We start from the raw sequence: 23,440 nt of genomic DNA on the forward strand, positions 1-23,440 counted from the left end.
TCCGAAGGGCACACTCCATTCAGCAAGGCGTCGACATCTCAGGATTAGCGAGGGTGCGCCAACCGCCCTCATCCTGAGGTGCGAGCCCTCGATGCCATTTGCAAGTTTGGCGCAATGTTTGTGGGGCGAGCCTCGAAGGACGCACCACTCACCCCGTCTCTAAGCCGCCGTCAGCAGGCTCGCATTGCCGCCGGCCGCCGTGGTGTCGACGCAGACGGCGCGTTCGTGCGCGTAGGCCGCCGGGTTGATGATCTCCGTCACCAGCGGCACGATCGGACCTTTCCGTCCCGCCAGCGCCCGCCGAAGGCCGCGCAGCGTCCCCTCCTCTGCCGAACTCGCCACCACGTCGACTACAAGATTCCCGAGGTTTTCCGGATCTACATTGCCGTCGAGCGCTGCGATCGGCAGCCCCTTCCCGGTCAGCGACGAGAGTGCTGCGGCGGCGCCCGGCGCCACGGCCAGCACGCCATTGCCGGCTGCCAGCGCCTGAATCGCCTGGGCAAGCAGCGTATCGGCATCCGGCCCCAAGCAGAGCACGCGGCCGCGCGGAAAAAGGCTGAGCGTGTTTGCTTCGCCGGTCGGTCCGGGCAGGTCGACCGGACCGAAATCGACCCCCGCCGAAGCGGCGATCGGCTCGGCGCCTTTGCCGCGCAGATGTTTGCGCAGGATGGCGATGCGGTCGGGACGCGTCGCCCAGCCGCCCATCGCCGGATCGGGCAGATGTTCGATCAGCGATTTTACGGCGATCGCCTGGGCATCGGGCTGCTCACTGCCGGCGCTTGCCGAGCGGCGAAAACGGCGCAGATAATGCGGCCCGCCAGCCTTCGGTCCGGTGCCGGAAAGCCCTTCGCCGCCGAACGGCTGCGAGCCGACGACGGCCCCGATCTGGTTGCGATTGACATAGATATTGCCGGCATGCACGCCGTCGACAATCTCCTGCACACGCGCCTCGATGCGAGTATGCAGCCCGAAGGTCAAACCGTAACCCTTTCGGTTGATTGACGAAATCACCTTACCGATGTCTTCGGCCTCGAACGTCGCGACATGCAGGACCGGCCCGAAGACCTCCTTTTCCATGTCTTCGATGCCCTTGACGCGAAACACCTGCGGCGCCACGAAACGGCCGCCATCCGGCGCCTCGCGCCTGGCGACCAGCTTGCCCTTCTCGGTGAGGGCCGCGCTGTACGCCTCGATCGATTTTTTCGCCTCGTCGTCGATCACGGGACCGACATCGGTCGACAATGCCCACGGGTCGCCAACGGTGAGCGCAGCCATGGCGCCCTCCAGCATCTCCAGCATCTTTTTCTCGACGTCCTTCTGCACATAGAGCAGCCGCAGCGCCGAACAGCGCTGGCCGGCACTCTGGAACGACGAGGCAAGGATGTCGCGCACGGCCTGTTCCGGCAGCGCGGTGGAATCGACGATCATCGCGTTCAGCCCGCCGGTCTCGGCAATCAGCATGGCATCGGGTGCTGCGGTCTCCGCCAGTTGTTTCTCGATCAGCTTCGCCACTTCGGTCGAGCCGGTGAAGCAGACGCCGGCAATGCGCGGGTCGGCGGTCAGCGGGCCGCCGACCGACGGGCCGTCGCCCGGCAGAAGCTGCAGCACGTCGTCGGGGATGCCAGCCTCGCGCAGCAGAGCAACGGCGCGGGCGGCAATCAGCGGCGTCTGCTCGGCCGGCTTGGCGATCACCGCATTGCCGGTGACAAGTGCGGCCGCGACCTGACCCGTAAAAATCGCCAGCGGAAAATTCCACGGCGAGATGCAGACGATGACGCCGCGCGCCTCGGTGCCCGCTTCAGCCTTCTCGGCCTCGGCCGCATAATAGCGCAAAAAGTCGACCGCCTCGCGCACCTCGGCAACGCCGTCGGCCAGTGTTTTTCCCGCCTCGCGCGTTGCCAGCGCGAAAAACTCGACGGCATTCGCCTCGTAGAGGTCGGCGGCACGCCGCAGCGTCGCGGCGCGCTGCGCGACGGGTTTGGCCGCCCAGGCTTTGTGCGCCTCGGCGGCCGCCTTGACCGCGACCGGCACCTGGCTCGCCTTAGCCTCGTGCACGGTGCCGACGATATCGCCGGGTTTCGCCGGATTGGCGATCTTGCGCGCCGTGCCGTAACCGGCAGCACGCGTCATCGGCCTGGCCGACCAGAAATTCTGCCCGGCAAACGCCGCCCGCTCCTTTTCGATCCTGTCCAGCGTGTTCTGGTCGGTGATGTCCCAGCCTTGCGAATTCACCCGCCCCGCGCCGAAGATCGTCGACGGTTTTGCGATGTTCGGGTTGGCAGCCGGGCCCTGGGCTTCCACCGTCTCCAGCGGATCGCGGGCGATATCCTCTGCCTTCACATCCTCGTCTGTGATCTGGTGGACGAAGGAAGAGTTGGCGCCGTTTTCCAGCAGTCGGCGCACCAGATAGGCGAGCAGGTCGGAATGCGCGCCCACCGGCGCATAGATGCGGCAGCGCGTGCCTTCCGCCTTGCGCACCGTCTCGTGCAGCGCTTCGCCCATGCCATGCAGTCGCTGGAACTCGAAGCTGTCGCGGTCGCCGCCCGCCATCGCCAGCACCGCTGCCACCGTATGCGCATTGTGGGTGGCGAACTGCGGGTAGATGCGGTCGGTCATGCCGAGCAGCTTTTTCGCGTTGGCGATGTAGGAAACGTCGGTATTTGCCTTGCGCGTGAACACCGGATAGCCGGAAAGCCCCATCGCCTGGGCACGCTTCACTTCGGTATCCCAATAGGCGCCCTTGACCAGCCGCACCATGATCTTGCGGTCGAGTTTCTGCGCCAGCGCATAGAGCCAGTCGATGACAAAGGCCGCGCGCGGGCCGTAGGCCTGCACGACGACACCGAAACCGTTCCAGCCAGCAAGCTCCGGATCGGCAAGCACGCGTTCGATCACATCGAGCGACAGGTCGAGCCGGTCGGCCTCCTCGGCGTCGATGTTCAGGCCCATGCGGGCGTGGCGGGCGGCGATGCAGAGGCCGAGCAGCCGCTCGGCCATTATGGGCAGCATCGCTTCCTTCTGCGCCACCTCATAGCGCGGGTGCAGCGCCGAGAGCTTCACCGAGATGCCCGGGTTCTGGCGGATGTCGGTGCCGGTCGAGCCGCTGTTCAGCGAGGATATCGCGTCGGCATAGGCGCGCAGGTAGCGCAGCGCGTCGGCTTCGGTGCGCGCTGCCTCGCCCAGCATGTCGTAGGAATAGAGATAACCCTTCTGGCTGAACGGCCGGCCGCGCTTCACCGCTTCCTTGATGGTGCGGCCAAGCACGAACTGCTCGCCCATCTCGCGCATCGCCGCCGCGACCGCGGTGCGGATCACCGGCTCGCCGAGCCGCCGCATCATGCCGCGCAGCGTCCGCTCGATGCCGCCATCGTCCTCGTCTTCCTCCAGCACCTTGCCAGTGAGCATCAGCGCCCAGGTCGAGGCATTGACGAAGATCGACGAGGAACCACCCGAGTGGGCCGACCAGTCATGCGGCGCGATCTTGTCGCGGATCAAATCGTCCATGGTCTCGGCGTCGGGCACGCGCAGCAGCGCCTCGGCCAGGCACATCAGCGCCACGCCTTCCTTGGTCGACAGGCCATAGGCGGAAAGAAACACCTCCATCAGCCGCGGATCGGACGACGAGCGCACCGCCCGCACCAGGTCGGCGGCGCGCTTCGAGATCGCCTTGCGGTCGTCGGCGGAAAGCCCGGCGGTGCCCGCCAGCCGCTTCACCGCTTCCGCCTCGTCGGGCAGGTAGTTGTCGCGGATCTTCTGGCGGATGGCGTCGAGTTTCTGCGCTGGCATGCTTTCCCCCGTCGGTCGATTGAGAGTGATCCGGAATCCGCGCTTCGGCAAGCACACGGTGGCGGCTCTATAGCACGGCCGGAATCAGCCGGCCGACTGAAGAACTGGAAAATCGCGATCAAACAGCCTATCAAGGGTTCTGAAGAATCCCATTTGGACCATAAATTTGATGAATTCAGATCAACTGGACCGTATCGACCGCAACATGCTCGCCGCCCTGGCGCGCGACGGCCGTCTTTCGATGGCCGAACTGGCGGCCAAGGTCGGGCTGTCGAAGACGCCGGTGCAGGCGCGCGTACGGCGGCTGGAGAAGGACGGTTATATCCGCGGCTATTCCGCCGTCATCGACCGCGAGAAGATGGGCGAAGGCCACGTCGCCTTCGTGCAGGTGAAACTGTCGGACACCCGCTCGCTGGCACTCAACGAATTCAACCGCGCCGTCCGGGCCGTGCCGGAGATCGAGCAGTGCCACATGATGGCGGCGAGCTTCGACTATCTCCTGAAGGTGCGCACCCGCGACATCGCCGCCTACCGCCGCGTGCTCGGCGAGCGCATCTCGGCGCTGCCCCACGTCGCCCAGACCTCGACCTTCGTGGCGATGGAGACGGTGAAGGACAGGTAGGCGCTGCAAAGTCCACCCGAAGAGATCCATCGATCAATCAGTTTTCGGGGGATTTGAACTCCAGCGTGTAAACCCTGCCCGCGATCCCAGCCGCCAACGATGGCGCAAACTCCAATGGCAGGCATTTGTCCATCGCCGCGATGGCCGCGGCAACGAACGCCTCCCTTGCCTTCTGGTCTCCCTCGACGTTGATCGCAGTCGGTCGCGGCGTGCCGATCAAGCTCCCGTCGCGCTTGAAGCTGAAACTCAAGGTGACGAATGCTCCGTCCGTGCCGGACGGCGGCGACCAGCATTCCATCAGCGCCGCTCCGACGTCATCCATGGTCTTGAGCGGGTCTGCCCGGGATTGCACGGTTGCTATTATCATCGTGCCGCCAATGACCGCAGCCAATATCCCCGTTCTAGTCACAACGATCCTCCGAGAGATTTGACCCGCAGGCCGGTTGCGCGCAACCGGAATCACGCAGGTCACGTCGCCTTCCTCGTGGTGCTTGGCGACGTTGGCATAATAAACATCCAGCCCTGCCTGGCCACCCGTCGGCCTTCAAGATTCCGAAGCGAACGAGATACATCGATCAACTTGTTCGGCCATCGTTCCGAAGCAGACTGTCCTTGCAGGATAACACCACACCGATCTGCCATCAGATCGGGCCTGTTGCGCGATTGTCCGCTGCGATATCCTTGGGCGATGAAACTCAGCCAGAGCATCCGGTTCTGCGCCTCAGCCGACGGCACCCGCATCGCCGTCGCGTCGTGCGGGGAAGGACCGGTGATCCTGCGGGCGGCGCACTGGCTGAGCCATGTCGACTACGATCTCGAAAGCCCGGTGTGGCGGCCGTGGCTTCAGGCGCTTTCGGCCCGCAACCGGTTCGTGCGTTACGATCCGCGCGGCTGCGGCCTGTCGGACCGGCATGTCGCTGACCTGTCGCTTGAGGCGTGGCACACCGACCTGGAGGCCGTGGCCGCGTCGATCGAGGAGCCGCGCTTCGTCCTCCTCGGTCTTTCGCAAGGCGGCGCGCTCGCCGTCGCATATGCGCTGAGGCATCCCGAGCGCGTATCGCATCTGGTGCTCCTGAATGCCTACGGTCGAGGTGGGCGAGTTCGGGCGCAGACGGATGCCGAGCGGCTGGAGGCCGAGACTCTGGTCAATTTCATTCGCATCGGCTGGGGGCGCGACAGTCCCGCGTTCTGCCAGTTCTTCACCAATCTCTTCATACCTGACGGAACGCCAGAACAGCATCGCTGGTGGGGCGATCTCGAGCGCGTGACCGCAACCGCCGACGTTGCCGCGCAACTGCTCTGGCAGATGCAGGGGATCGACGTGCTTGACCTTGCCGCGCAGATCCGCGTCCCGACGCTGATCGCGCATTGCCGCGGCGACATGCGCGTCCCGTTTGACGAAGGCTGCAAGCTCGCAGCCGCGATCCCGGGCGCGCGTTTCGTGCCGCTCGACAGCAAGAACCATGTGCTCTTGCCGGACGAACCGGCCTGGGGCGTGTTCCAGACCGAACTCGCCGCCTTCCTCGGGCAGGATCGGCCGAGGCAGCCGCGCGCGATCCGCGAGGCCGGTCTTACGCCCGCCGAGGCAGCGCTTCTGAACCTCGTCGCGGAAGGGCTCGACAACCGCTCGATCGCCGAGCGCCTCGGCAAGCGCGAGAAGACCGTCCGCAACCAGCTGTCGGTGATCTTCGGCAAACTCGGCGTCCACAACCGCTCGCAGGCGATCGTCATGTCGCTTTCCGGATAAGCGGGCGCGTTTGCCCTCACCGCAGGCCAGGGATCCGGGACATCTGTCCCCGCCTTGCGTGGATTTTCCTGGCCGCCCGGGACGGCCGCCTCATGCACGCGGCCACGACAGGTCTCACCCTGGACCACCGGGAGTGGCAGGACGCCGCCTGAGGCAAGGAGGAACTCGACATGACACAACCAAACGAAGCAACGCTCAACGATCTCGTTGGCCGTATCCTTGGCGATCTTGGCGGCGCGGTCAGCGTGCCGCTGGTGCGGATCGGGGATAGCCTCGGCCTGTACAAGACCCTCAAGGAGATCGGGCCGTCGAACGCCGATGAACTGGCGAGGGCCGCGGGATGCGCGGCCCGCTACGTGCGCGAGTGGCTGTCAGCGCAGGCGGCCTCTGGCTACGTGCACTACGAGAACGGGCGGTTCTCGCTGACACCCGAGCAGGCGTTCGTGTTCGCGGAGCCCGACAGCCCGGTCAATCTGATCGGCGCGTTCGACACCGCCGCCGCCATGGTTGAGAACCAGCCAAAAGTGCAGTCGGCCTTCAAGACCGGACGCGGCGTCGCCTGGGGCGATCAGGCCGGCTGCATGTTCTGCGCCGTGGCGCGGCTGTTCCGGCCGGGTTACGTGAACGCCCTCGTGCAGGAGTGGCTGCCGGCGCTCGACGGCGTCATCGACAAGTTGAAGTCCGGCGCGAAAGTGGCCGACGTGGGGTGTGGACACGGGCTGTCGACGGTCCTGATGGCACAGGCGTTCCCCAACTCCCGATTTACCGGCTACGATTTCCATCCGGCTTCGATCGCCGCCGCGACCGCGCACGCCCGTGCGCACGGCATTGCGAACCTGCACTTTGAAGTCGGGCGGGCGCAGGACTTCGCAGGGCGCGATTTCGATCTGATCACCTGCTTCGACTGCCTGCATGACATGGGCGATCCCGAAACCGCCGCGGCGCATATCCGCAAGGCGCTGAAAAAGGGCGGCACCTGGATGGTGGTCGAGCCCATGGCGGGCGACACGCTGGAAGACAATATCAACCCGGTCGGACGGCTCTACTACTCGGCCTCGACGATGATCTGCGTTCCCACCTCGCTGGCGCAGGAGACGGGTCTCGCGCTCGGCGCCCAGGCGGGAGAGAAGCGGCTGAGCGAGGTGATCCGCTCGGGCGGCTTCACCCGTGTCCGACGGGCGGCCCAGACCCCGCTCAACATGGTGCTCGAAGCGACCTGACGGCAGGCGGCTGCGCCCGCGCTCGATCATGAAGGGCGTGGGCGCGCGCTGCCCTTGGCAAACTTTCTCACTTGATGTCGGAACTCCGGCCCGGCATTCGTCCTTTGCTTGCGACAATCGAAGAAGGGACGACGAGATGAGGAAACCGATCTCAATCGACGCCGCGACGGGCGATGGCCTCCTGCAAACGCCAGGAGCCCGCCATTGACCCCCACCATCACCGCCTTTGAAAGCTCCCCCGATGGCGGCCAGGGACTGGCGCGCGACATGCGCGTGCGCTGGGCGTTCGAGGAAGTCGGCCAGCCTTACGACGTTCGTCTTGTTTCGTTCAAGGAGATGAAGGAGCCTGCGCATCGTGCGCTTCATCCCTTCGGGCAGATCCCCACATATGAGGAGGGCGATCTGGTCCTGTTCGAGTCGGGGGCGATCATATTCCATATCGCACAGCACCATGGAGGCCTGCTGCCGGACGATGCAAATGCGCGGGCGCGCGCGATCACCTGGATGTTCGCCGCGCTCAACACGGTGGAGCCGCCGATCGTGGAGCTCGAACAGGTGCCCTACGCGGAGCACGACAAGCCCTGGTACGACGAGCGCCTGCCCATGATCGAGGATCGCGTCCGCGTCCGGCTGACCGAACTTTCCAGCCGGCTCGGCGATGCCGACTGGCTCGATGGTGCGTTCAGCGCCGGCGACCTCATGATGGTGATGGTGCTGCGCCGAGCGGAAGGGACAGGCCTGCTGGAAGAGCACCCGAACCTGCTGGCCTACATCGCCCGCGGCGAAGCGCGGCCCGCCTACAGGCGCGCTTTCGACGCTCAACGGGCGGTTTTCACCGGCAAGTCACCGATGCGCCGTTAAAAGAGCTGTCGGAAAAAATCCAAATCGGGTCAATGAGTTGGTTGACCCTTTCATCCGGCCAACTTAGAAAATTGCCAAGTACGTGGAGGGACGTGTCTTGCCGTTTCGACTTGGCCGGAAATATGGTCACCTTGTGCACGGCTGGACCTGCGCCTGCCATGGCGCGCAAACCAGGCAGCTCTTCGCACGCATCGACAAGGGGCTGTCCCGCCGCGCCGTTCTGAAGGGGGTGGCGGCAAGCCTTGCCGCTCCTGCTCTCGGCATGGTCAGCCCCGCCTTCGCGCAAATTCCGGCGAAGCCGGTTCTGCTCAGGAATGTGAACATCTTCGACGGGATCGACGGCACGCTTGTCGAAGGCCGGAGCGTACTGGTCGAGGGCAAGCTCATCAAGGCGCTGGTCGCGTCCGGGGACACCGTCGCCGATGCGGACATCATCGATTGCGGCGGGCGGACGCTGATGCCCGGGATGATCGACGCGCACTGGCATTCGATCCTCGCCGGGATATCGATGGCGGCGGCGATGACGGCCGACGTGCCCTATGTCCATCTCGTCGCCGCCGAAGAGGCCGAGCGCACGGTGCTGCGCGGCTTCACCACGGTGCGCGACGTCGGCGGGCCGGCCTTCGCGCTCAAGCGCGCCATCGACGAGGGCCTCGTCCCCGGCCCGCGCATCTATCCGTCCGGTGCCATGGTCTCGCAGACCTCCGGCCACGGCGATTTCCGCATGCGCACGGACCTGCCGCGCGGTCCGCAAAGCGACCTCAGCATCACCGAGGAGGCGGGTATCGCCGCCATTGCCGACGGCGAGGCCGAGGTTCTGCGCCGGGTACGCGAACAGCTTATGCTGGGTGCCAGCCAGATCAAGATCATGGGCGGCGGCGGCGTCGCTTCGGCCTACGATCCGATCGACGCGCTGCAATATTCTGAAGCCGAGATGAAGGCGGCGGTGTCCGCGGCCACTGACTGGGGTACATATGTGTGTATCCACGCCTATACCTCCGCCGCCGTTCAGCGGGCGCTCACCAGCGGCGTGAAATCAATCGAGCATGGACAGCTTGCCGACGAGGAGACCGTGAAGCGCATGGCCGATGCCGGTGCCTGGTGGAGCATCCAGCCCTTCCTGGCCGACGAGGACGCGAACACTTATGCCGCCGCCGAGCAGCGTGCCGCCCAGGAGCAGATCGCCGAAGGCACGGCCCGGGCGGTCGAACTGGGACGCAAGCACAAGGTCAAGATGGCCCTCGGCACCGACATCCTGTTCAGTCCGAAAGGCACAGCAACGCAGGGCAGGCAACTCGCCAAGTTCGCCCGCTGGTACGACAATGCCGAACTGCTTCGCCTCCTCACCAGCGGCAATGCCGAGCTTGCGGGTCTTTCCGGGCCGCGCAACCCCTATCCCGGCAAGCTCGGCCGCATCGAAGCCGGGGCCTATGCCGACATTCTCGTCATCGACGGCAACCCGCTCGATGACATTTCCCTGATCGCCGATCCGGACCGGACGATGAAATTCATCATGAAGGACGGGCGCATCCACAAGAACACGCTTTCAGCTTGAGGGGGCTCCTTTGAACAGATATGCCATTGCCGTTGTCCTGAGCCTGTGTGGCGCTCACGCCGCATTTGCCGCCGACCCCGCAACTGTCCAACCGGACGAAGCGACGCCGGTCGCGGTCGAACGTCCGGACTGGACATTGCAAGTCACGCCCTACATGTGGGCGGCAGGTCTCGATGGAAACATATCGCCGTTCCAGCGCGCGCCGACAATACATATCGAAAAATCGTTTTCAGACGTCATGGAAGATCTCAATTTCGGCGGCTTCGTCAACATATGGGGACGCTATGACCGGTTCGTCTTCTCGGGCGACGTTATGTATATCAACACGACGGACAGCCATGGCACCGGGCCGCTGCCGGCGTTGCAGATTCCGGGCCTGGGCGTCCCGATACCGCCTGGCTCCAATGTCGACGCAAGGGTCGACACGGAACAGTTCACCGCCACCTTCCAGGGCGGCTATCGCATCCTCGAGACGCCGCAGTTCACGCTCGATGCGCTGGCGGGCGCGCGTTTCTGGTATATCTCCAACGATGTGACGGTCACCGCGAGCCACCCCGCCATCGGCACCCGTTTTGCCAGCCACGGCGAAAGCTTCGGCTGGGTGGACCCGGTGATCGGTGCGCGCGCGTTCCTCAACTTGACGGAAAAGCTTTCGCTTCAGGCACAGGCGGACATTGGCGGTTTCGGCGCCGGCTCGGAGTTCACATGGTCGGCCCAGGCAACCATCAATTACATCTTCACCGATCGTCTCTCCGCCTCGCTGGGCTACAAGGTGCTCGATGTCGATTATGATCGTGACGGTTATGTCTTCGACGCCCGCCTGAGCGGTCCGGTCCTGGGCATGACCTACCGGTTCTGATCGACGGGACAAAGTTGCGGGCAAACGTGACGAAGCGATCTGACGGCAGGTAGCTGCGTCGTCATGGATCATATCGTGAAGAGAGGCCATCGAGCAGCAAGCCGAGGCCTTTCCGGAAGGTGCCCTCCCAATCGTCATCCAGCAGCAGGCGGGAGCGTTCGATAGTCGGGTAGCTTTCGCCGAGACGCTCAAGACGCTGCTGCGCGGCGGCCCTGTCGTCGTCGGAGAGGTCGAAGCTCGCCCGGGTGATGGTGGCGCCCATCACATAGTTCCAGAGCGACCATATCGCGACATTCAGATCCGCGTCCGCCACTCCGGCTTTCGCCAGGGTCTTGCTCAGCAGTTCCAGGCGACCGAGGATGTTCGGACCGAGCGCCCGGCGCGGCAACAGCGATGCCGACCAGGGATGGCGCAGCATGCCACCGCGCCAGTCGTCGAGCATGTGAACGACTTCTGCGCGCCAGTCTCGAGACTCACCCGTTTGCGGCGGCCCGCGATATTCGAGCACCGAGTCGAGCGCCAGATCGAAGACGTCCTCCTTGTTATCGACGTGCCAGTACAGGCTCATCACGCCCGAGCCGAGGCGGTCGGCCAGCCGACGCATCGTCAATCCGTCGACGCCCTGAGCATCCAGCAACTCCACCGCGGTCGCGATGATGCGTTCCCGGGAGAGAGGCGGTTCACCGCGCGGCTCCTGCTCGGGCTGGAGCGTTTCGCTTTGCCGTCGAGGCTGCTTGCTCCGGGCGCCGGTGCGTTTGGCTGCCATCCGTCTTCCTCACTGTTCAGAACGACGACTTTGTCCGGCAACGTCAGGAATGTCGATCCCGAGTGATTGACTCGTACGGCGTACCATACGATGGATAGTACGCAGTACGAGTCGTACTGCGATAGAGGTTAAGGTTCAATCACACCGGCCGTGGGACGTTGCTCGCCCGCGGAGTCGAGAGAAAATCATGTCACGCGCAATCAAGCATCTGCTCATCGGAGGGCTAATCATCATGACCATGGCAGTTCCCACTGCGACGACAGCGAACGGGGAGGATCTCAAGCTGACCATCGTCAACCCGCAAAAACTCTACGACCCGTCACCGAATGGCTACAGCACGGCGGTGATCACGCCTCGTGGAGCCCGGGTGGCCTATGTTTCCGGACAAGGCGGTCAGGACAGCACGGGCGGTCTGTCGCCCGACTTCGCTGTCCAGGTGAAACAGGCCTATGCGAACCTGCGCACCGCGCTCGAGGGGATCGGCGCGAAACCGGACCAGGTCGCCAAGCTCACGGTCTTCGTGGTCGACCACGATATGTCCAAGCTTGGGGTGTTGACCCAGAACGTCAAGGAAATGTTCGGCGAGGCGCTGCCGGCGCAGACGTTGGTTCCCGTTCCCAAGCTTGCAATCGACCCCATGCTCTTCGAGGTGGAGGCCGTGGTCGTGCTTGACTAGCGGGACTACTCCCCCAGCGTCTTCAGGAACGCGATCAGCGCCTCGCGTTCGCGTTCCGACAGCGTCATCGGATGCACTTCGGATGCGCCGCTGGGAGCAATCGGCGCGGTCGCATAATGGTCGAGCACGGCTTCGAGCGTCTCGATCTGCCCGGCATGCATGTAGGGCGGGCGACCAGCGGCACCGCGCAGCGACGGCGCCTTGTAGGCGCGGGTCAGCGCCTCGCCCGCCGTCACCATGAACCGCAGTTCGCCGCAGTCGCCGGGACCAGCATCGCTGAATTTCCCAAGGCAGTTGAACGGATCGGCGGCAACGTCCTTCACCGCCGTCTCTCGGCCCAGATCCTCCGGCAGTCCCGCGACGACCGGCACCCCGGTGTTGTGGAAATGATTGTCGGTGAAGCGCGCGCCATTGTGGCAATTGATGCAGTTGGCCTTGCCGATGAACAGTTTCAGCCCGAGCATTTCCTCGCTGGAGAACGCGGCGTCGCCTTCCGGCTGCTTGCCTGCGGCCAATGCCGCGGCGAAGCGGTCGAAGCGTGTTTCCTCGGGCACGATCGAGCGTTCGAACGCCGCGATCATCTTGCCGATGTTGGAAAACACCCGGTCGACGGCCTCGCGCTGGGCGTCAGTCATCGCATTCCATGCAGCCTTTTCAGCCTCGCTGCCGAGCGGGCCGGCATTTTCCGGAACGCCGGACAGATCGGGCAGCGGCCCGAAGATGCGCTCGTAACGGTCGTGGAAATTGGCCGCGATGAAGTGTGCGAAGGCCGCGCGGTTGCCGCCGTGCTCGACCGGGTTCTCCATCGGCACCAGCGCCTGCGCCCACAGACTGTCGCGGCGGCCGTCCCAGAACAACCACGGGCTCCAGGCGACGCCCGCGAGCGGCATGGTGCGCCGGTTGGTGGTGCCAATGCCTTTGGCCAGCGGCAGGTCGTCCTGGAACTGCCGGTCGATCAGATGGCAGGACGAGCACGACACCGTGCCATTGCTGCTCATGCGCGCATCGAAGAAGAGCGTGGCGCCGAGCGCTGCGGCGGCGGGATCGTCGGCAACCCTGTTGGTCGGGTCGTCCGGCAAAGGCGGCAGCGCCGTCAGCGCCAGCGAGGCGATGACCTCCTTCTCGGCATCGCTGAACGATACCGGCTGGCAACCGGCGGTCGCAAGCGTCGAGACCGCCAACGCACCGAGCACAAATCGCGAAGCCCGGCGCATCGGCGTTTCTAGAGTTTCAGGTTGAAGGTGACGCGGTCGTCGCCGGGTGGCGCCGAGATCGCAAATTTCAGCTCCCACCAGCCCCCCATGTTGAACTTCACGCCTTCGATGCGATAGCGCCCCTCGCCCAGGTAGGACGTCATCTGCGGGCTGGTCGGCAATCCATGTCCGTGCTGCGGCATGCCTCCGTCGACAGCGATGGTCGCGCCTTCGACGGGCTTGTTGTCCGGTGTCGTCACCGTCAGCACCCAAGCATGCAATTCGCCTTGCTGCAGCGGTTCCGTTTCGGGTGCGATGGAGGCGACATAGGCTCGCTGCTCGGTCGGCTTCGAGCGCGCCAGGTCGAGATCGTCCGGCGGTGTCATCATCAAGTGGAAGACGGCGGCGCCGATCGCGACCGCTGCGATTGCAATTGCGATCAGGATCCAGTGGATACGTCTCAGTTTCATCTTTTCGCCTGCCCGGTTTCGTTCGTTCTGCCGAACGATCTCGCTTCTCTCTGCCTGATCCATTCCATTAGTGAAAGGTCAGCGTCCTTTTCAGCACAACGCTTGCGGGAGCCTTCGGCTTCCCGGGCGCATTGCCATACGCACGCAGCGCAGTATAGGAGCAAGACGGAAAGAGGAGGAGCGGCAGATGGCTGAAGGAATCGCGGCAATCGGCGAATGCATGCTGGAGCTTTCCGGCCAGAGCGGCGCGAACTGGCGCATGGGCTATGCCGGCGACACCTTCAACACGCTGTGGGCCATGCGCGCGCTGTCGCCCGGCCATCACGTCGATTACGTTTCGGCGTTCGGCGACGATCCGTTCTCGCAAGCGCAGATCGCTTTCTTTCGCGAACACCATATCGGCATTGCGCAGAGCCCCATCATCGACGGCGCGAAACCCGGCCTTTATGCGATCACGCTGACCGGAGCCGAGCGCTCCTTCACCTACTGGCGTTCGGAAGCCGCCGCCCGGCAACTCGCAAGCGACCCAACTAAACTGGCAAAAAGCCTTGAAAACCGGGCACTTGTCTACTTTTCCGGAATCACTTTGGCAATCCTCTCGAAAGAGGCGCGCCGGACCTTGCTCGCCGCCATTGCCGCCGAGCGGGCAAAAGGCTGCCACGTCGCCTTCGATCCGAACTACCGGCCGCGCCTGTGGCCGGACGCCGGCGCGGCGCGCGACGCGGTCGCCGAGGCACTCGAAGTCACCGACATCGCGCTTCCGACCTTCCCCGACGAGGAGATGCTTTATGGCGACGCCTCGCCGGAAGCGACCGCCAAGCGGCTGGAACACGCAGGCGTCGCCGAAATCGTCGTCAAGAACGGCGACCAGCCGGCGCTCATCTCGCATTACGAGAAACTGGAAACCGTGCCGGCGACGCATGTCTCGGACCCGCTCGACACCACCGGCGCCGGCGATTCGTTCAACGGCGCTTACCTGTCGGCGCGATTGCTCGGCATTCCACCGGTCGAAGCGGTAAAGCGCGCCCACAGGGTTGCCGGCGCCGTTGTCCGGGTGCGCGGTGCCCTCGCCCCGTTCGACTTGCTCAGGCTGGCATTCGATCGCTGAACGTCAGGGCAGCTTGAACCGGTATTCGGTCGTCTGCCGATAGATCTCGCCGGGCCAGAGTACCGCCTGCGGGAAATACGGGCGGTTGGGCGAATCCGGCCACACCTGCGGCTCGAGACAGAAGCCGGCATGCGCCTTGTAGCGGCGCCCGCCGTGCCCTGCAGCATCGCGCGCCACATTCTGCCCGGCATAGAACTGCACGCCGGACTCAGTCGTCCAGACTTCCATTTCGACGCCCGAGGCAGCGCCTTGCACCCATGCCGCCTGGTGCAGCGGCCCCCGCGCCGCCGCCAGGCAGAAATTGTGGTCGTAGGGCAGTTGTTCGCCCTCGGTGCGGATGGGCCGCGCCTGCCGGAAATCGAACGCCGTGCCGTCGACCGGCTGCACGACCCCGGTCGGGATCAGCTCATCGTCGACCGGCAGGTAGGCGCCCGCGTTGAGCATCATCCGGTGATCGAGGATGTCGCCGCTGCCGCCGTCGTCGAGATTGAAATAGGAGTGATGCGCCAGGTTGCAAAGCGTCGGCTCATCGGTCGTGGCGGTGAATTCGACCGACAGCGTGCCGGGGATTTTCAGCCGGTAGGTGCAGGTGACGTCGATGGCGCCGGGAAAGCCCATGTCGCCGTCGGCCGAATGCAGCGAAAACGTCACATAATCGCGTCCATGCAGCGCCACGTCCCAGACCCGGGTGCCGAAGCCGTGTGCGCCGCCGTGCAGCGTGTGCCTGCCGAGAAAGTTGGTGTTCGCCTGGAAGCGCTGGCCGGCGATGGTGAATTTGCCGTCATGGATGCGGTTGGCGTAGCGGCCGGCGGCGGCGCCGAAATAGGGTGAATGCGCCGGATAGTCGTCAAACCGCTCGAAGCCCAGCACCAGCGGCGCCTCGTGGCCGGCGAGCCTGAGATCCTGCAGCACGGCGCCCCAGGTCATGATGTTCGCCCCGAGGCCGCCGCCGCTGATGGCGAAGCGCTGGACGGCTTCGCCTTCCTCAGTTGTGCCGAAGAGCTCGCCGTCCGTGCGCATGCCGGCGTCTAGAGACCGAGGCCGCCGATGCAGACATATTTGGTGTCGAGATAGTCCTCGATGCCTTGGTGGCCGCCTTCCTTGCCGAGGCCGGATTCCTTGACGCCGCCGAACGGCGCTTCCGGCGTGGTGATCAGGCCTTCGTTGACGCCGACCATGCCGTATTTCAGACCTTCCATGACCCGGAAGGCGCGGCCGAGGTCGCCGGTGTAGAAATAGCAAGCAAGGCCGAACTCGGTGTCGTTGGCAAGCCGCACCACCTCTTCCTCGCTCTCGAACTTGAACACCGGAGCGACGGGGCCGAAAATCTCTTCCTTCATGAACATCATGTCGGGTTTGGCGCCGGAAATGACGGTCGGCTCGAAGAAGGAACCGCCGAGTGCATGGCGCTTGCCGCCGGTGACGACGGTGGCGCCCTTGGCCTTGGCGTCGGCCACGAATTCTTCCGTCTTCTGCGCCGCCTTCTCGTCGATCAGCGGTCCCTGCTGGGTGCCGTCCTCGAGGCCGGAGCCTACCTTCAGCTTCCTGGTGGCCTCGGCAAGCCGCTCGACAAACTTGTCGTGGATGCCGGCCTGCACGAAGAACCGGTTGGTGCACACGCAGGTCTGGCCCGAGTTGCGGAACTTCGCCATCATGGCGCCCTCGACCGCCCTATCGAGATCGGCGTCGTCGAAAACGATGAAGGGGGCGTTGCCGCCGAGTTCCATCGATACCTTCTTGACGGTGGAAGCCGACTTCTCGATCAGCATCTTGCCGACCGGCGTCGAGCCGGTGAAGGTGATCTTCTTGACCAGCGGGTTGGCGCAGATCTCGTCGCCGATCTCGCCGGCCGCACCCGTCACGATGTTGATGACGCCCTTGGGGATACCGACCTCCTCTGCCAGCACGCCCCAGGCGAGCGCCGAATACGGCGTCTGCGTCGCCGGCTTGACCACAGACGTGCAGCCCGCGGCGAGTGCGGGGCCGAGCTTGCGTGCCAGCATCGACGAGGGGAAATTCCACGGCGTGATCGCCGCGATGACGCCGACCGGCTCCTTGGTCACCATGATGCGGCGATCGGCCCACGGCGACGGCACCACGTCGCCATAGGTGCGGCGGCCTTCCTCGGCGAACCACAGGATGTACGCGGCCGACATGCCCACCTCGCCGCGCGCCTCGAACAGCGACTTGCCCTGCTCGGTGGTCAGGAGTTCGGCCAGCACATCCTGGTTGTCCATGATCGCGTCGTGCAGCTTGCGCAGCAATTTCGAGCGATCGAGCGCGGAGGTTTTCCGCCAGGTCAAAAATGCCTTGTCCGCCGCCTCGATGGCGCGGCGGGTCTCGGCAGCGCCGGATTTCGGCACGGTGCCGATCTTGAGCCCGGTGGCCGGGTTGGTGACGTCGATGGTGGCGCCGCTATCGGCCTGCATCCACTCACCATTGATGAGGTTGGCCTGTTTCATGAAGTGGCTGGTTTTCTGGAGCATTTTCTGCCTCCCTGGGCGGCGCCCGTGACGGGCGCGGATGGTTCGGATCCTCGGTTAACGCGCTCACAGGCCGGAGAGCCTCCCGCGCGCCACGCGCAAGCTCTTACCTTACGAAACGAGGTCCAAGCAACCGCGATCATGGGATTGTGATGGAGCAGTCTGCCCCTCCAGCGCAGCCCAAGTCAGCAACGATGGACGAAGCGCTCCGCCGCATATCCAGAATATCCATTAAATCTAGAACTATCGCGGTATCAGCGTCGCGAAATTCTCGTCGATGGCGCGGTGCACGAGGCCGCTGTAATGCGCGTGGCATTCGTGGCCCTTCTCGATGCGGCCGAAGCTTGCCTTGCCGGCAAGCCGCTTCAGCGGCGCCAGCACGATCGGCGTCGACACAGGAAAGAGGTTGGTGCCCCTGCCCGACTGCAGCGTGGTCAAAAGGCCGAACATCTCGCCCGAAATGGTCGGCTTGGACACCACGATCAGCCGGTACTGGCCGAATTTGTTGGTGACCAGGTAGATGAAACCAGACTGGTGCGGGATCGAGACATGGCCCTGCTGGGTGAAGGCGGCGTCGATGCGTTCCGATTCGGTGAAGACGAGATGCGAATGGTCGTCGTTCCAGCCGATCTCGGTCACATAGGCATAGATGGCGCCGGGGCTGGAGAATGATGGCCTGAGCGTCAGGTAGCCGCCTTCGATCCACGACACCGCCGGACGCGCATAGGAACCGAGTTCTTCCGGCGCCACGCCGTTAAGGCGGTCGGCGGCCCTCGCCTGGCTTTGCGGCCGCAACGCGACGCCGAGCGCCGTTTCCAGCCGCACGATGCTGGCCAGCGTGAACGGCCGCTGGCCGGACAGCGCCTTCTCCAGCGTCGACAGGCTGATCTTCGCCTGGTCGGCGAGGAACTGCCTGGTGATGCGCTGCCTCGCCAGCGCCTCGCGCACGATGCCGGCAACCGTATCGTTCTCGGCGGCGGAAAGCGTCTGCTCGGTCATCGGGAGATGTTGTGTGCGTACATTTCCACACATTTCCACATCTTGTTTCCGGCAGCAATGCGGCACGGCGGAAACCGGCAAGACAAGGCCGAAGAAGACCGGACTTCCCGCTCGAATTCGAACGCAATCGGACCACAGATCGGTCCTCAGCCGCACACAATGATTTGCGCAGATTTGCACGGGTGCGGAGTGGGAGCCTGACATGAAACGATTGCTGATAACCTTCTTTGCCGTGCTTGCGACGGCCATCGCGGCGATGGCCGCGACCTTTGTAAAACCCAACGACATGGGCACCGGGGCGCTGCTGTTCAAAAGCAACGAGCCCGGACAATTCGTCGAGGCGCCGCGCGTGGCGTCCGACTTCGACATTTCCGTCACCGGACAGATCGCCCGGACGCGGGTGACGCAGCAATTCCGCAACCCGGCGAAGGGTTGGGTCGAAGGCGTCTATGTCTTCCCGCTGCCCGAAAACGCCGCCGTCGACACGCTGAAGATGGTGATCGGCGACCGCGTCATCGTCGGCGACGTCAAGGAAAGGCAGGAAGCCAAGCGCATCTACGAACAGGCCAAGGCCAACGGCGAAAAGACCGCCCTGCTGGAACAGGAGCGGCCGAACCTCTTCACCAACCAGGTCGCCAACATCGGCCCCGGCGAAACGATCGTCATCCAGATCGAATACCAGCAGCCGGTGCGCCAGTCGGGCGGCGTCTTCAGCCTGCGCGTGCCGATGGTGGTCGCCCCGCGCTACAATCCAGCGCCCGAACTCGTCGCTGCCGTGTCGGCCGACTCGGTCGAGATGTACACCGTTTCCGACCCGGTGCCGGATCGCCAGCGCATTGAGCCGCCGGTGCTCGACCCGCGCTCCAACGCGCCGGTCAACCCGATCACCCTGGCGATCGACCTCAAGCCCGGCTTCGACCTCGGCGAGGTGAAAAGCTCGTATCACGATGTGAACGCGACGGGCGACGCATCCGCCAGGAAGATCTCTCTGAAGAACCCGGAATTTGCCGACCGCGATTTCGAACTGACCTGGGTCGCCAAGTCAGGCAAGGAACCGGCGGTCAGCCTGTTCAACGAAAAGGTGGCTGGCAACGATTATGCACTGCTGCAGATCACCCCGCCGGAACCGCAGGCTGAACAGAAGCGCCTGCCGCGCGAGGCGATCTTCGTCATCGACAATTCCGGCTCGATGGGCGGCCCTTCAATGGGCCAGGCCAAGGCGAGCCTCGTCTATGCGCTGGACCGGCTGGAGCCGGGCGACAAGTTCAACGTCATCCGTTTCGACGACACCATGGAGACGGTGTTCGCCCAAGCGGTCGAGGCGAGTCCGGAAAACATCAATTACGCCAGGAGCTTCGTCAACGCGCTTGAAGCGTCGGGCGGCACCGAGATGGTGGAGCCGCTGCGGGCTGCGCTCCGCGACAGCAATGCCGGGGATGGCTCGCTGCTTCGCCAGGTGGTGTTCCTCACCGACGGCGCCATCGGCAACGAACAGCAGATGTTCGACCTCCTCGGCACCATGCGCGGCCGCTCCCGCGTGTTCATGGTCGGCATCGGCTCGGCGCCGAATTCCTTCCTGATGAACCGCATGGCCGAACTCGGTCGCGGCAGCTTCACCCAGATCGGCGAAGGCGGCCAGGTCGAGCAGCGCATGCGCGAGCTGTTCGCCAAGCTCGAAAACCCGGTGGTCACCGAGCTGAAGGCAGCGGCGAGCGATGCCGCGATCGAAGTGACGCCTTCCACCTTGCCCGATCTGTACAAGGGTGAGCCGCTGACGCTGCTGGTCCGGGCGAAGGAGCTGAAAGGCGATATCGCCGTCTCTGGAATGGTCTCCGGCAGACCGTGGAGGCAGAATATCGCGCTCGACACCGCCGTCCCCGGCTCCGGCATCTCGAAACTGTGGGCGCGCCGCAACATCGACGATGCGGAAGTGGCGCAAAGTCTTGGCCAGATCAGCCCGAGCGACGCCGACCGCCGCATCCTGGCGCTGGCGCTAGAGCATCATCTGGTCAGCCGGGTGACCAGCCTGGTCGCGGTCGACAAGACGCCGTCGCGCAAGCCCGGCGAGAAGCTGACCCGCACCGACGTGCCGCTCAACCTGCCCGCCGGCTGGGACTACGACAAGGTGTTCGGCGAGCAGAAACCCGTGCTGGAGCGCGAGGCGATGCTCGACCCAACGCTGATCGCCTCGACCAGGAATGCGCCCGCAGCGCAGTCGCCGGATGCGCAGCAGCAGATCGACCTGCCGCAGACGGCGACGCCTTCGCAACTGCTGATGATCGCCGGCGCGCTGATCATGGCGCTGGCGCTTCTCCTGCAATTCTGGTCACGCCGCACGAGGGTGGCATGACCAGACGTCGATTGTTGAACCTGGGCGCGGCGGCAATCGCCGCGCTCGGGCTTACCATCTTCGCGCAAGGCGCATGGATCCAGGCCAAGGCGGTGCTGGCGCAATATCTGCTCGAGGACGCCTTTGCAGAAAGCGTCGCCACCGGCAGGCCGGTGAAGCCGTGGGATTGGGCCGACACCTGGCCCGTGGCAAAGATAGAAGTACCGAGCCTCGGCAGATCGGCGATTGCGCTCGCCGGGTCGAGCGGCCAGGCTCTGGCCTTCGGCCCGGGACATCTCGACCGCTCCGCCGAGCCCGGCGAACCCGGCACCACCGTCTATGCCGCCCATCGCGATACCCACTTCGCCTTCCTCGGCGCGGTGAAGGTCGGCGACGCGATCGAGGTGACCCGCGCCGACGGCCGGACGTTCATCTACCAGACGACCGGCAGCGAGATCGTGCGCTGGGACAATTCAGGCATCAGCACCGACGCGCGCGGCGCGCAGCTCGCACTCGTCACCTGCTGGCCGCTCGACGGCAAGACGCGCGGCCCCCTGCGCTACGTCGTCCACGCCACCTTGAAAGAAGGAGCAAAAATTGCGGAAGCACGCTAACCGAACACTGCCTGCGCCACCGCCAGCCAGAACGCGGTGGACACCACCGCGCACGCTGTGGCGATCGTCATCTGGTTCGATGCCAATGCCTGGCCGGTGCCGAACTGCATGGCGATCAGATAGGAGTTGACGCCCGACGGTAGCGCAGCCGCCGCCACCGCCACCTTTGCCGGAAGCGGCGGCAGGCCAAGCAGCCAGGCCATGCCGAGCGCCACCGCTGGCATCAGGAACAGTTTCAGGAACGACAGCACGACTGCCGGGCGGACATTTCCGGAAATCCCGAATTTCCTCAATCCAAGCCCCATCGCGAACAGCGCGAGCGGTGCTGCGATATCGGCCAGCGCGTCGACGAAGCGGGCAGCCAGCACAGGCAGCGGAATGCCGGTCATGCTCCACAGCAGCCCGGCAACAATGCCGAGGATCAGCGGGTTGGTGCCGATCTTGCGCAGGAAATCGCGAATCATCGCGGCCGGATGCAGCCCGCCATTCTTCTCGCGCCCGAAAATCTCGAACAGGATGATGGAGGCCATCATCATCGTCGGCAGATGCACGGCGATGATAAGGGAGAGTATCTCGAAACCCTGCTGCCCGAAAACGCCGAGCATGAATGGGGTGCCGAGCAGCACCAGGTTGGAAAACGCCGTGGCGACGCCGCCGACGACACCGGCCTGCCCGTCGCGCCCGAAGATGCGGGTGATGGCCAGATGCCCGGCGGTCCAGGCAACGATCACCGCGGTGAAATAGGTCGTCCACAGCGCCCAGGGCGCGGCGCCGTGAAAATCGGCGCTGACCATGGTGCGGAAGAGCAGCAGCGGCAGCGCCACGCCGACCGCGAAGGCCGAGAGCGCGTCGCCCGTTTCGGTACGCAGATAACCGGTCAGGCCAGCCAGGTAGCCGAGCGCAACGAGGCCGAAGACGAAAAGCACTGTTTCGAAGAGCGGAGACATGCGCCGCTCTTAGCGCATGCCTTCCGAAACCGGAAACCGGTTTTCGAAGCATTGTCGATCGGACAAAATGTCAAAACATGCAAACTGCATGTTTGAGGGCCTTCAAAACTCCCCGGGAACATACGACCTGTATGAAATTGTCGGCCCGGTGGCGCGCTTTGATGTCCTGAGCGCAGGCGGGTTGTTTTTCATCCCGCTTTCCCTTCCCTATATCGGGACCGGGAGGAATTTGGATGCTTCGACTGGCCGCGACCCTGTTCGCGCTTCTTCTGCTGACACCGGCCCACGCCACGGAAGCCGGCTGGGCGTTGCTGCGCGACGGCGGCCACGTCGTGCTGTTGCGGCACGCCACGGTCACCGGCAGCGCCGATTCGGCGGGCTTCGACATCGAGAAATGTGCCAGCCAGCAGAAGCTGTCGGAGCGCGGCAAGCAGCAGGCGCGCAAGATCGGCGCACTGTTTGCGACGCGCGCCGCCCCCATCGAGCGCGTCCTGTCGAGTCGTTATTGTCGGGCTGTCGACACCGCCGACATCGCCTTCCGGGACAACGACGCCGAAAAGTTCGAGCCGCTCGACCTGCTCTCGAAGGACCCGGAGAAAGCCGCGGCGCAGAACGCCGCCGTCATCAAGGAAGTCGGCGACTACACCGGCGACGGCAATCTGGTGCTCGTCACCCATCTCGAAAACATCATGGCGCTGACCGGCGCCGGTGCCCGTGAAGGCGAGGCGGTGATCGTCGGCCTCGACGGCGAGAAACTGCGTGTACTCGGCCGCATCATCTTCAACTGAAAGCCCTTCGGTGCCAGCCGATGGGCGTTGTTTTGCGGGCTGCGCGAATGTTGCCTAAATGCAACCACCACAAGAAGCCGCACTTCCGCCACGACAATGCCGCTTGCGACAACCCGCCGCAGGGGCTATAGGCGCGCTCCCGGTCACGAAAGCCGGAGCGAGCACAACGGTTGGAGCTTTCGTCTCCGCCCGCGCAGGCGGCATTGCCGGCCCTGTGTACGGCGCCGCTTCGGAGGTCGGATAGGGCGCGGATGTAGCTCAGTCTGGAAGAGCGCCGGATTGCGTATCCGGAGGTCGCAGGTTCGAATCCTGCTGTTCGAGCCCACCACGGATAGCTCAGTTGGGTAGAGCATCAGACTTATAATCTGACTGTCGAAGGTTCGAATCCTTCTCCATTGGCCTGAAAAGCCAGCACCC

General features: G+C 64.6%; 20 protein-coding genes and 2 tRNA genes. 13 read left to right on the forward strand and 9 right to left on the reverse strand.

Annotated features, from left to right (window positions below):
- Positions 1-159: 159 nt before the first annotated feature.
- Complete coding sequence (gene putA / locus OHD58_RS13035; protein ID WP_263803785.1) at positions 160-3,786, reverse strand: bifunctional proline dehydrogenase/L-glutamate gamma-semialdehyde dehydrogenase PutA; 3,627 nt, start codon at positions 3,784-3,786, stop codon at positions 160-162.
- Between the two features lie 169 nt (positions 3,787-3,955).
- On the opposite strand from putA, the gene OHD58_RS13040 reads away from it, so the two are divergent.
- Entirely contained in the window at positions 3,956-4,408 is a 453-nt protein-coding gene (locus tag OHD58_RS13040; RefSeq protein ID WP_263803786.1) for an Lrp/AsnC family transcriptional regulator, read from the forward strand.
- A 37-nt stretch (positions 4,409-4,445) separates the two neighbouring features.
- Here OHD58_RS13040 and OHD58_RS13045 read toward each other — a convergent pair whose 3' ends face one another.
- Positions 4,446-4,775, reverse strand: a complete 330-nt coding sequence (locus OHD58_RS13045; RefSeq protein WP_263804216.1) for a hypothetical protein — start codon at positions 4,773-4,775, stop codon at positions 4,446-4,448.
- Positions 4,776-5,096: 321 nt separating this feature from the next.
- On the opposite strand from OHD58_RS13045, the gene OHD58_RS13050 reads away from it, so the two are divergent.
- From OHD58_RS13050 to OHD58_RS13070, 5 genes are all read left to right on the forward strand, one after another.
- Positions 5,097-6,155 carry an alpha/beta fold hydrolase gene (locus OHD58_RS13050; protein ID WP_263803788.1) on the forward strand — a complete coding sequence of 353 codons (1,059 nt, stop codon included), beginning with the start codon at positions 5,097-5,099 and terminating at the stop codon, positions 6,153-6,155.
- Between the two features lie 170 nt (positions 6,156-6,325).
- Positions 6,326-7,375 (forward strand): class I SAM-dependent methyltransferase, encoded by a 1,050-nt coding sequence (locus tag OHD58_RS13055; RefSeq protein ID WP_263803790.1) that lies wholly within the window; start codon positions 6,326-6,328, stop codon positions 7,373-7,375.
- A 204-nt stretch (positions 7,376-7,579) separates the two neighbouring features.
- Positions 7,580-8,236: a glutathione S-transferase family protein gene (locus OHD58_RS13060; protein WP_263803791.1), complete on the forward strand. Its 657-nt coding sequence runs from the start codon at positions 7,580-7,582 to the stop codon at positions 8,234-8,236.
- 97 nt (positions 8,237-8,333) lie between these two features.
- Positions 8,334-9,791, forward strand: coding sequence for a metal-dependent hydrolase family protein (locus OHD58_RS13065; protein ID WP_263803792.1), 1,458 nt, complete (start codon positions 8,334-8,336; stop codon positions 9,789-9,791).
- A gap of 10 nt (positions 9,792-9,801) precedes the next feature.
- Complete coding sequence (locus OHD58_RS13070) at positions 9,802-10,650, forward strand: hypothetical protein (protein WP_412177210.1); 849 nt, start codon at positions 9,802-9,804, stop codon at positions 10,648-10,650.
- A 61-nt stretch (positions 10,651-10,711) separates the two neighbouring features.
- Here the strand turns inward: OHD58_RS13070 and OHD58_RS13075 are convergent, their stop codons facing one another.
- Entirely contained in the window at positions 10,712-11,416 is a 705-nt protein-coding gene (locus tag OHD58_RS13075; RefSeq protein ID WP_263803793.1) for a TetR/AcrR family transcriptional regulator, read from the reverse strand.
- A 187-nt stretch (positions 11,417-11,603) separates the two neighbouring features.
- Between OHD58_RS13075 and OHD58_RS13080 the strand changes: the two genes are divergently transcribed.
- The gene (locus OHD58_RS13080) at positions 11,604-12,092 is read left to right on the forward strand and encodes a RidA family protein (protein ID WP_263803794.1); all 489 of its coding nucleotides are present in this window, start codon (positions 11,604-11,606) and stop codon (positions 12,090-12,092) included.
- Positions 12,093-12,097: 5 nt separating this feature from the next.
- Here OHD58_RS13080 and OHD58_RS13085 read toward each other — a convergent pair whose 3' ends face one another.
- Together OHD58_RS13085 and OHD58_RS13090 are read right to left on the reverse strand one after the other, a co-directional pair.
- Positions 12,098-13,306, reverse strand: coding sequence for a cytochrome-c peroxidase (locus tag OHD58_RS13085; protein WP_263803795.1), 1,209 nt, complete (start codon positions 13,304-13,306; stop codon positions 12,098-12,100).
- Positions 13,307-13,314: 8 nt separating this feature from the next.
- Positions 13,315-13,755 (reverse strand): FixH family protein, encoded by a 441-nt coding sequence (locus OHD58_RS13090; RefSeq protein ID WP_263803796.1) that lies wholly within the window; start codon positions 13,753-13,755, stop codon positions 13,315-13,317.
- Positions 13,756-13,942: 187 nt separating this feature from the next.
- On the opposite strand from OHD58_RS13090, the gene OHD58_RS13095 reads away from it, so the two are divergent.
- A complete protein-coding gene (locus tag OHD58_RS13095; RefSeq protein WP_263803797.1) occupies positions 13,943-14,863 on the forward strand; it encodes a sugar kinase in 921 nt (306 codons plus the stop codon).
- A 3-nt stretch (positions 14,864-14,866) separates the two neighbouring features.
- On the opposite strand, the gene OHD58_RS13100 is transcribed toward OHD58_RS13095, so the two are convergent.
- From OHD58_RS13100 to OHD58_RS13110, 3 genes are all read right to left on the reverse strand, one after another.
- Positions 14,867-15,883: an aldose epimerase family protein gene (locus OHD58_RS13100; protein WP_263803798.1), complete on the reverse strand. Its 1,017-nt coding sequence runs from the start codon at positions 15,881-15,883 to the stop codon at positions 14,867-14,869.
- A gap of 8 nt (positions 15,884-15,891) precedes the next feature.
- Positions 15,892-17,349, reverse strand: a complete 1,458-nt coding sequence (locus tag OHD58_RS13105; RefSeq protein WP_263803799.1) for an NAD-dependent succinate-semialdehyde dehydrogenase — start codon at positions 17,347-17,349, stop codon at positions 15,892-15,894.
- A gap of 240 nt (positions 17,350-17,589) precedes the next feature.
- Entirely contained in the window at positions 17,590-18,345 is a 756-nt protein-coding gene (locus tag OHD58_RS13110) for a helix-turn-helix domain-containing protein (RefSeq protein ID WP_263803800.1), read from the reverse strand.
- Positions 18,346-18,547: 202 nt separating this feature from the next.
- On the opposite strand from OHD58_RS13110, the gene OHD58_RS13115 reads away from it, so the two are divergent.
- On the forward strand, positions 18,548-20,695 hold the full coding sequence (locus OHD58_RS13115) for a marine proteobacterial sortase target protein (protein WP_263803801.1): 2,148 nt from the start codon (positions 18,548-18,550) through the stop codon (positions 20,693-20,695).
- Positions 20,692-21,288, forward strand: coding sequence for a class GN sortase (locus OHD58_RS13120; protein WP_263803802.1), 597 nt, complete (start codon positions 20,692-20,694; stop codon positions 21,286-21,288). Before OHD58_RS13115 ends, OHD58_RS13120 begins: the two co-directional genes overlap by 4 nt.
- Here the strand turns inward: OHD58_RS13120 and OHD58_RS13125 are convergent.
- Positions 21,285-22,235, reverse strand: a complete 951-nt coding sequence (locus OHD58_RS13125; protein ID WP_263803803.1) for an AEC family transporter — start codon at positions 22,233-22,235, stop codon at positions 21,285-21,287. The genes OHD58_RS13120 and OHD58_RS13125 overlap by 4 nt on opposite strands.
- A gap of 233 nt (positions 22,236-22,468) precedes the next feature.
- On the opposite strand from OHD58_RS13125, the gene OHD58_RS13130 reads away from it, so the two are divergent.
- The 3 genes from OHD58_RS13130 to OHD58_RS13140 all read left to right on the forward strand — a co-directional run bounded on the left by OHD58_RS13130 (position 22,469) and on the right by OHD58_RS13140 (position 23,422).
- Complete coding sequence (locus tag OHD58_RS13130; RefSeq protein WP_263803804.1) at positions 22,469-23,023, forward strand: histidine phosphatase family protein; 555 nt, start codon at positions 22,469-22,471, stop codon at positions 23,021-23,023.
- A 243-nt stretch (positions 23,024-23,266) separates the two neighbouring features.
- A tRNA-Arg gene (locus OHD58_RS13135) sits at positions 23,267-23,351 on the forward strand.
- A gap of 2 nt (positions 23,352-23,353) precedes the next feature.
- Positions 23,354-23,422, forward strand: a tRNA-Ile gene (locus OHD58_RS13140).
- The last annotated feature ends 18 nt before the right edge of the window (positions 23,423-23,440 follow it).

This window comes from Mesorhizobium sp. ZC-5, assembly GCF_025753855.1.
GTDB lineage: Bacteria > Pseudomonadota > Alphaproteobacteria > Rhizobiales > Rhizobiaceae > Neomesorhizobium.

Coding starts and splice junctions, on each gene's coding strand:
- putA (WP_263803785.1), bottom strand. CDS start 3,786: ATGCCAGCGCAGAAACTCGACGCCATCCGCCAGAAGATCCGCGACAAC.
- OHD58_RS13040 (WP_263803786.1), top strand. CDS start 3,956: ATGAATTCAGATCAACTGGACCGTATCGACCGCAACATGCTCGCCGCC.
- OHD58_RS13045 (WP_263804216.1), bottom strand. CDS start 4,775: ATGATAATAGCAACCGTGCAATCCCGGGCAGACCCGCTCAAGACCATG.
- OHD58_RS13050 (WP_263803788.1), top strand. CDS start 5,097: ATGAAACTCAGCCAGAGCATCCGGTTCTGCGCCTCAGCCGACGGCACC.
- OHD58_RS13055 (WP_263803790.1), top strand. CDS start 6,326: ATGACACAACCAAACGAAGCAACGCTCAACGATCTCGTTGGCCGTATC.
- OHD58_RS13075 (WP_263803793.1), bottom strand. CDS start 11,416: ATGGCAGCCAAACGCACCGGCGCCCGGAGCAAGCAGCCTCGACGGCAA.
- OHD58_RS13080 (WP_263803794.1), top strand. CDS start 11,604: ATGTCACGCGCAATCAAGCATCTGCTCATCGGAGGGCTAATCATCATG.
- OHD58_RS13085 (WP_263803795.1), bottom strand. CDS start 13,306: ATGCGCCGGGCTTCGCGATTTGTGCTCGGTGCGTTGGCGGTCTCGACG.
- OHD58_RS13090 (WP_263803796.1), bottom strand. CDS start 13,755: ATGAAACTGAGACGTATCCACTGGATCCTGATCGCAATTGCAATCGCA.
- OHD58_RS13095 (WP_263803797.1), top strand. CDS start 13,943: ATGGCTGAAGGAATCGCGGCAATCGGCGAATGCATGCTGGAGCTTTCC.
- OHD58_RS13100 (WP_263803798.1), bottom strand. CDS start 15,883: ATGCGCACGGACGGCGAGCTCTTCGGCACAACTGAGGAAGGCGAAGCC.
- OHD58_RS13105 (WP_263803799.1), bottom strand. CDS start 17,349: ATGCTCCAGAAAACCAGCCACTTCATGAAACAGGCCAACCTCATCAAT.
- OHD58_RS13110 (WP_263803800.1), bottom strand. CDS start 18,345: ATGACCGAGCAGACGCTTTCCGCCGCCGAGAACGATACGGTTGCCGGC.
- OHD58_RS13115 (WP_263803801.1), top strand. CDS start 18,548: ATGAAACGATTGCTGATAACCTTCTTTGCCGTGCTTGCGACGGCCATC.
- OHD58_RS13120 (WP_263803802.1), top strand. CDS start 20,692: ATGACCAGACGTCGATTGTTGAACCTGGGCGCGGCGGCAATCGCCGCG.
- OHD58_RS13125 (WP_263803803.1), bottom strand. CDS start 22,235: ATGTCTCCGCTCTTCGAAACAGTGCTTTTCGTCTTCGGCCTCGTTGCG.
- OHD58_RS13130 (WP_263803804.1), top strand. CDS start 22,469: ATGCTTCGACTGGCCGCGACCCTGTTCGCGCTTCTTCTGCTGACACCG.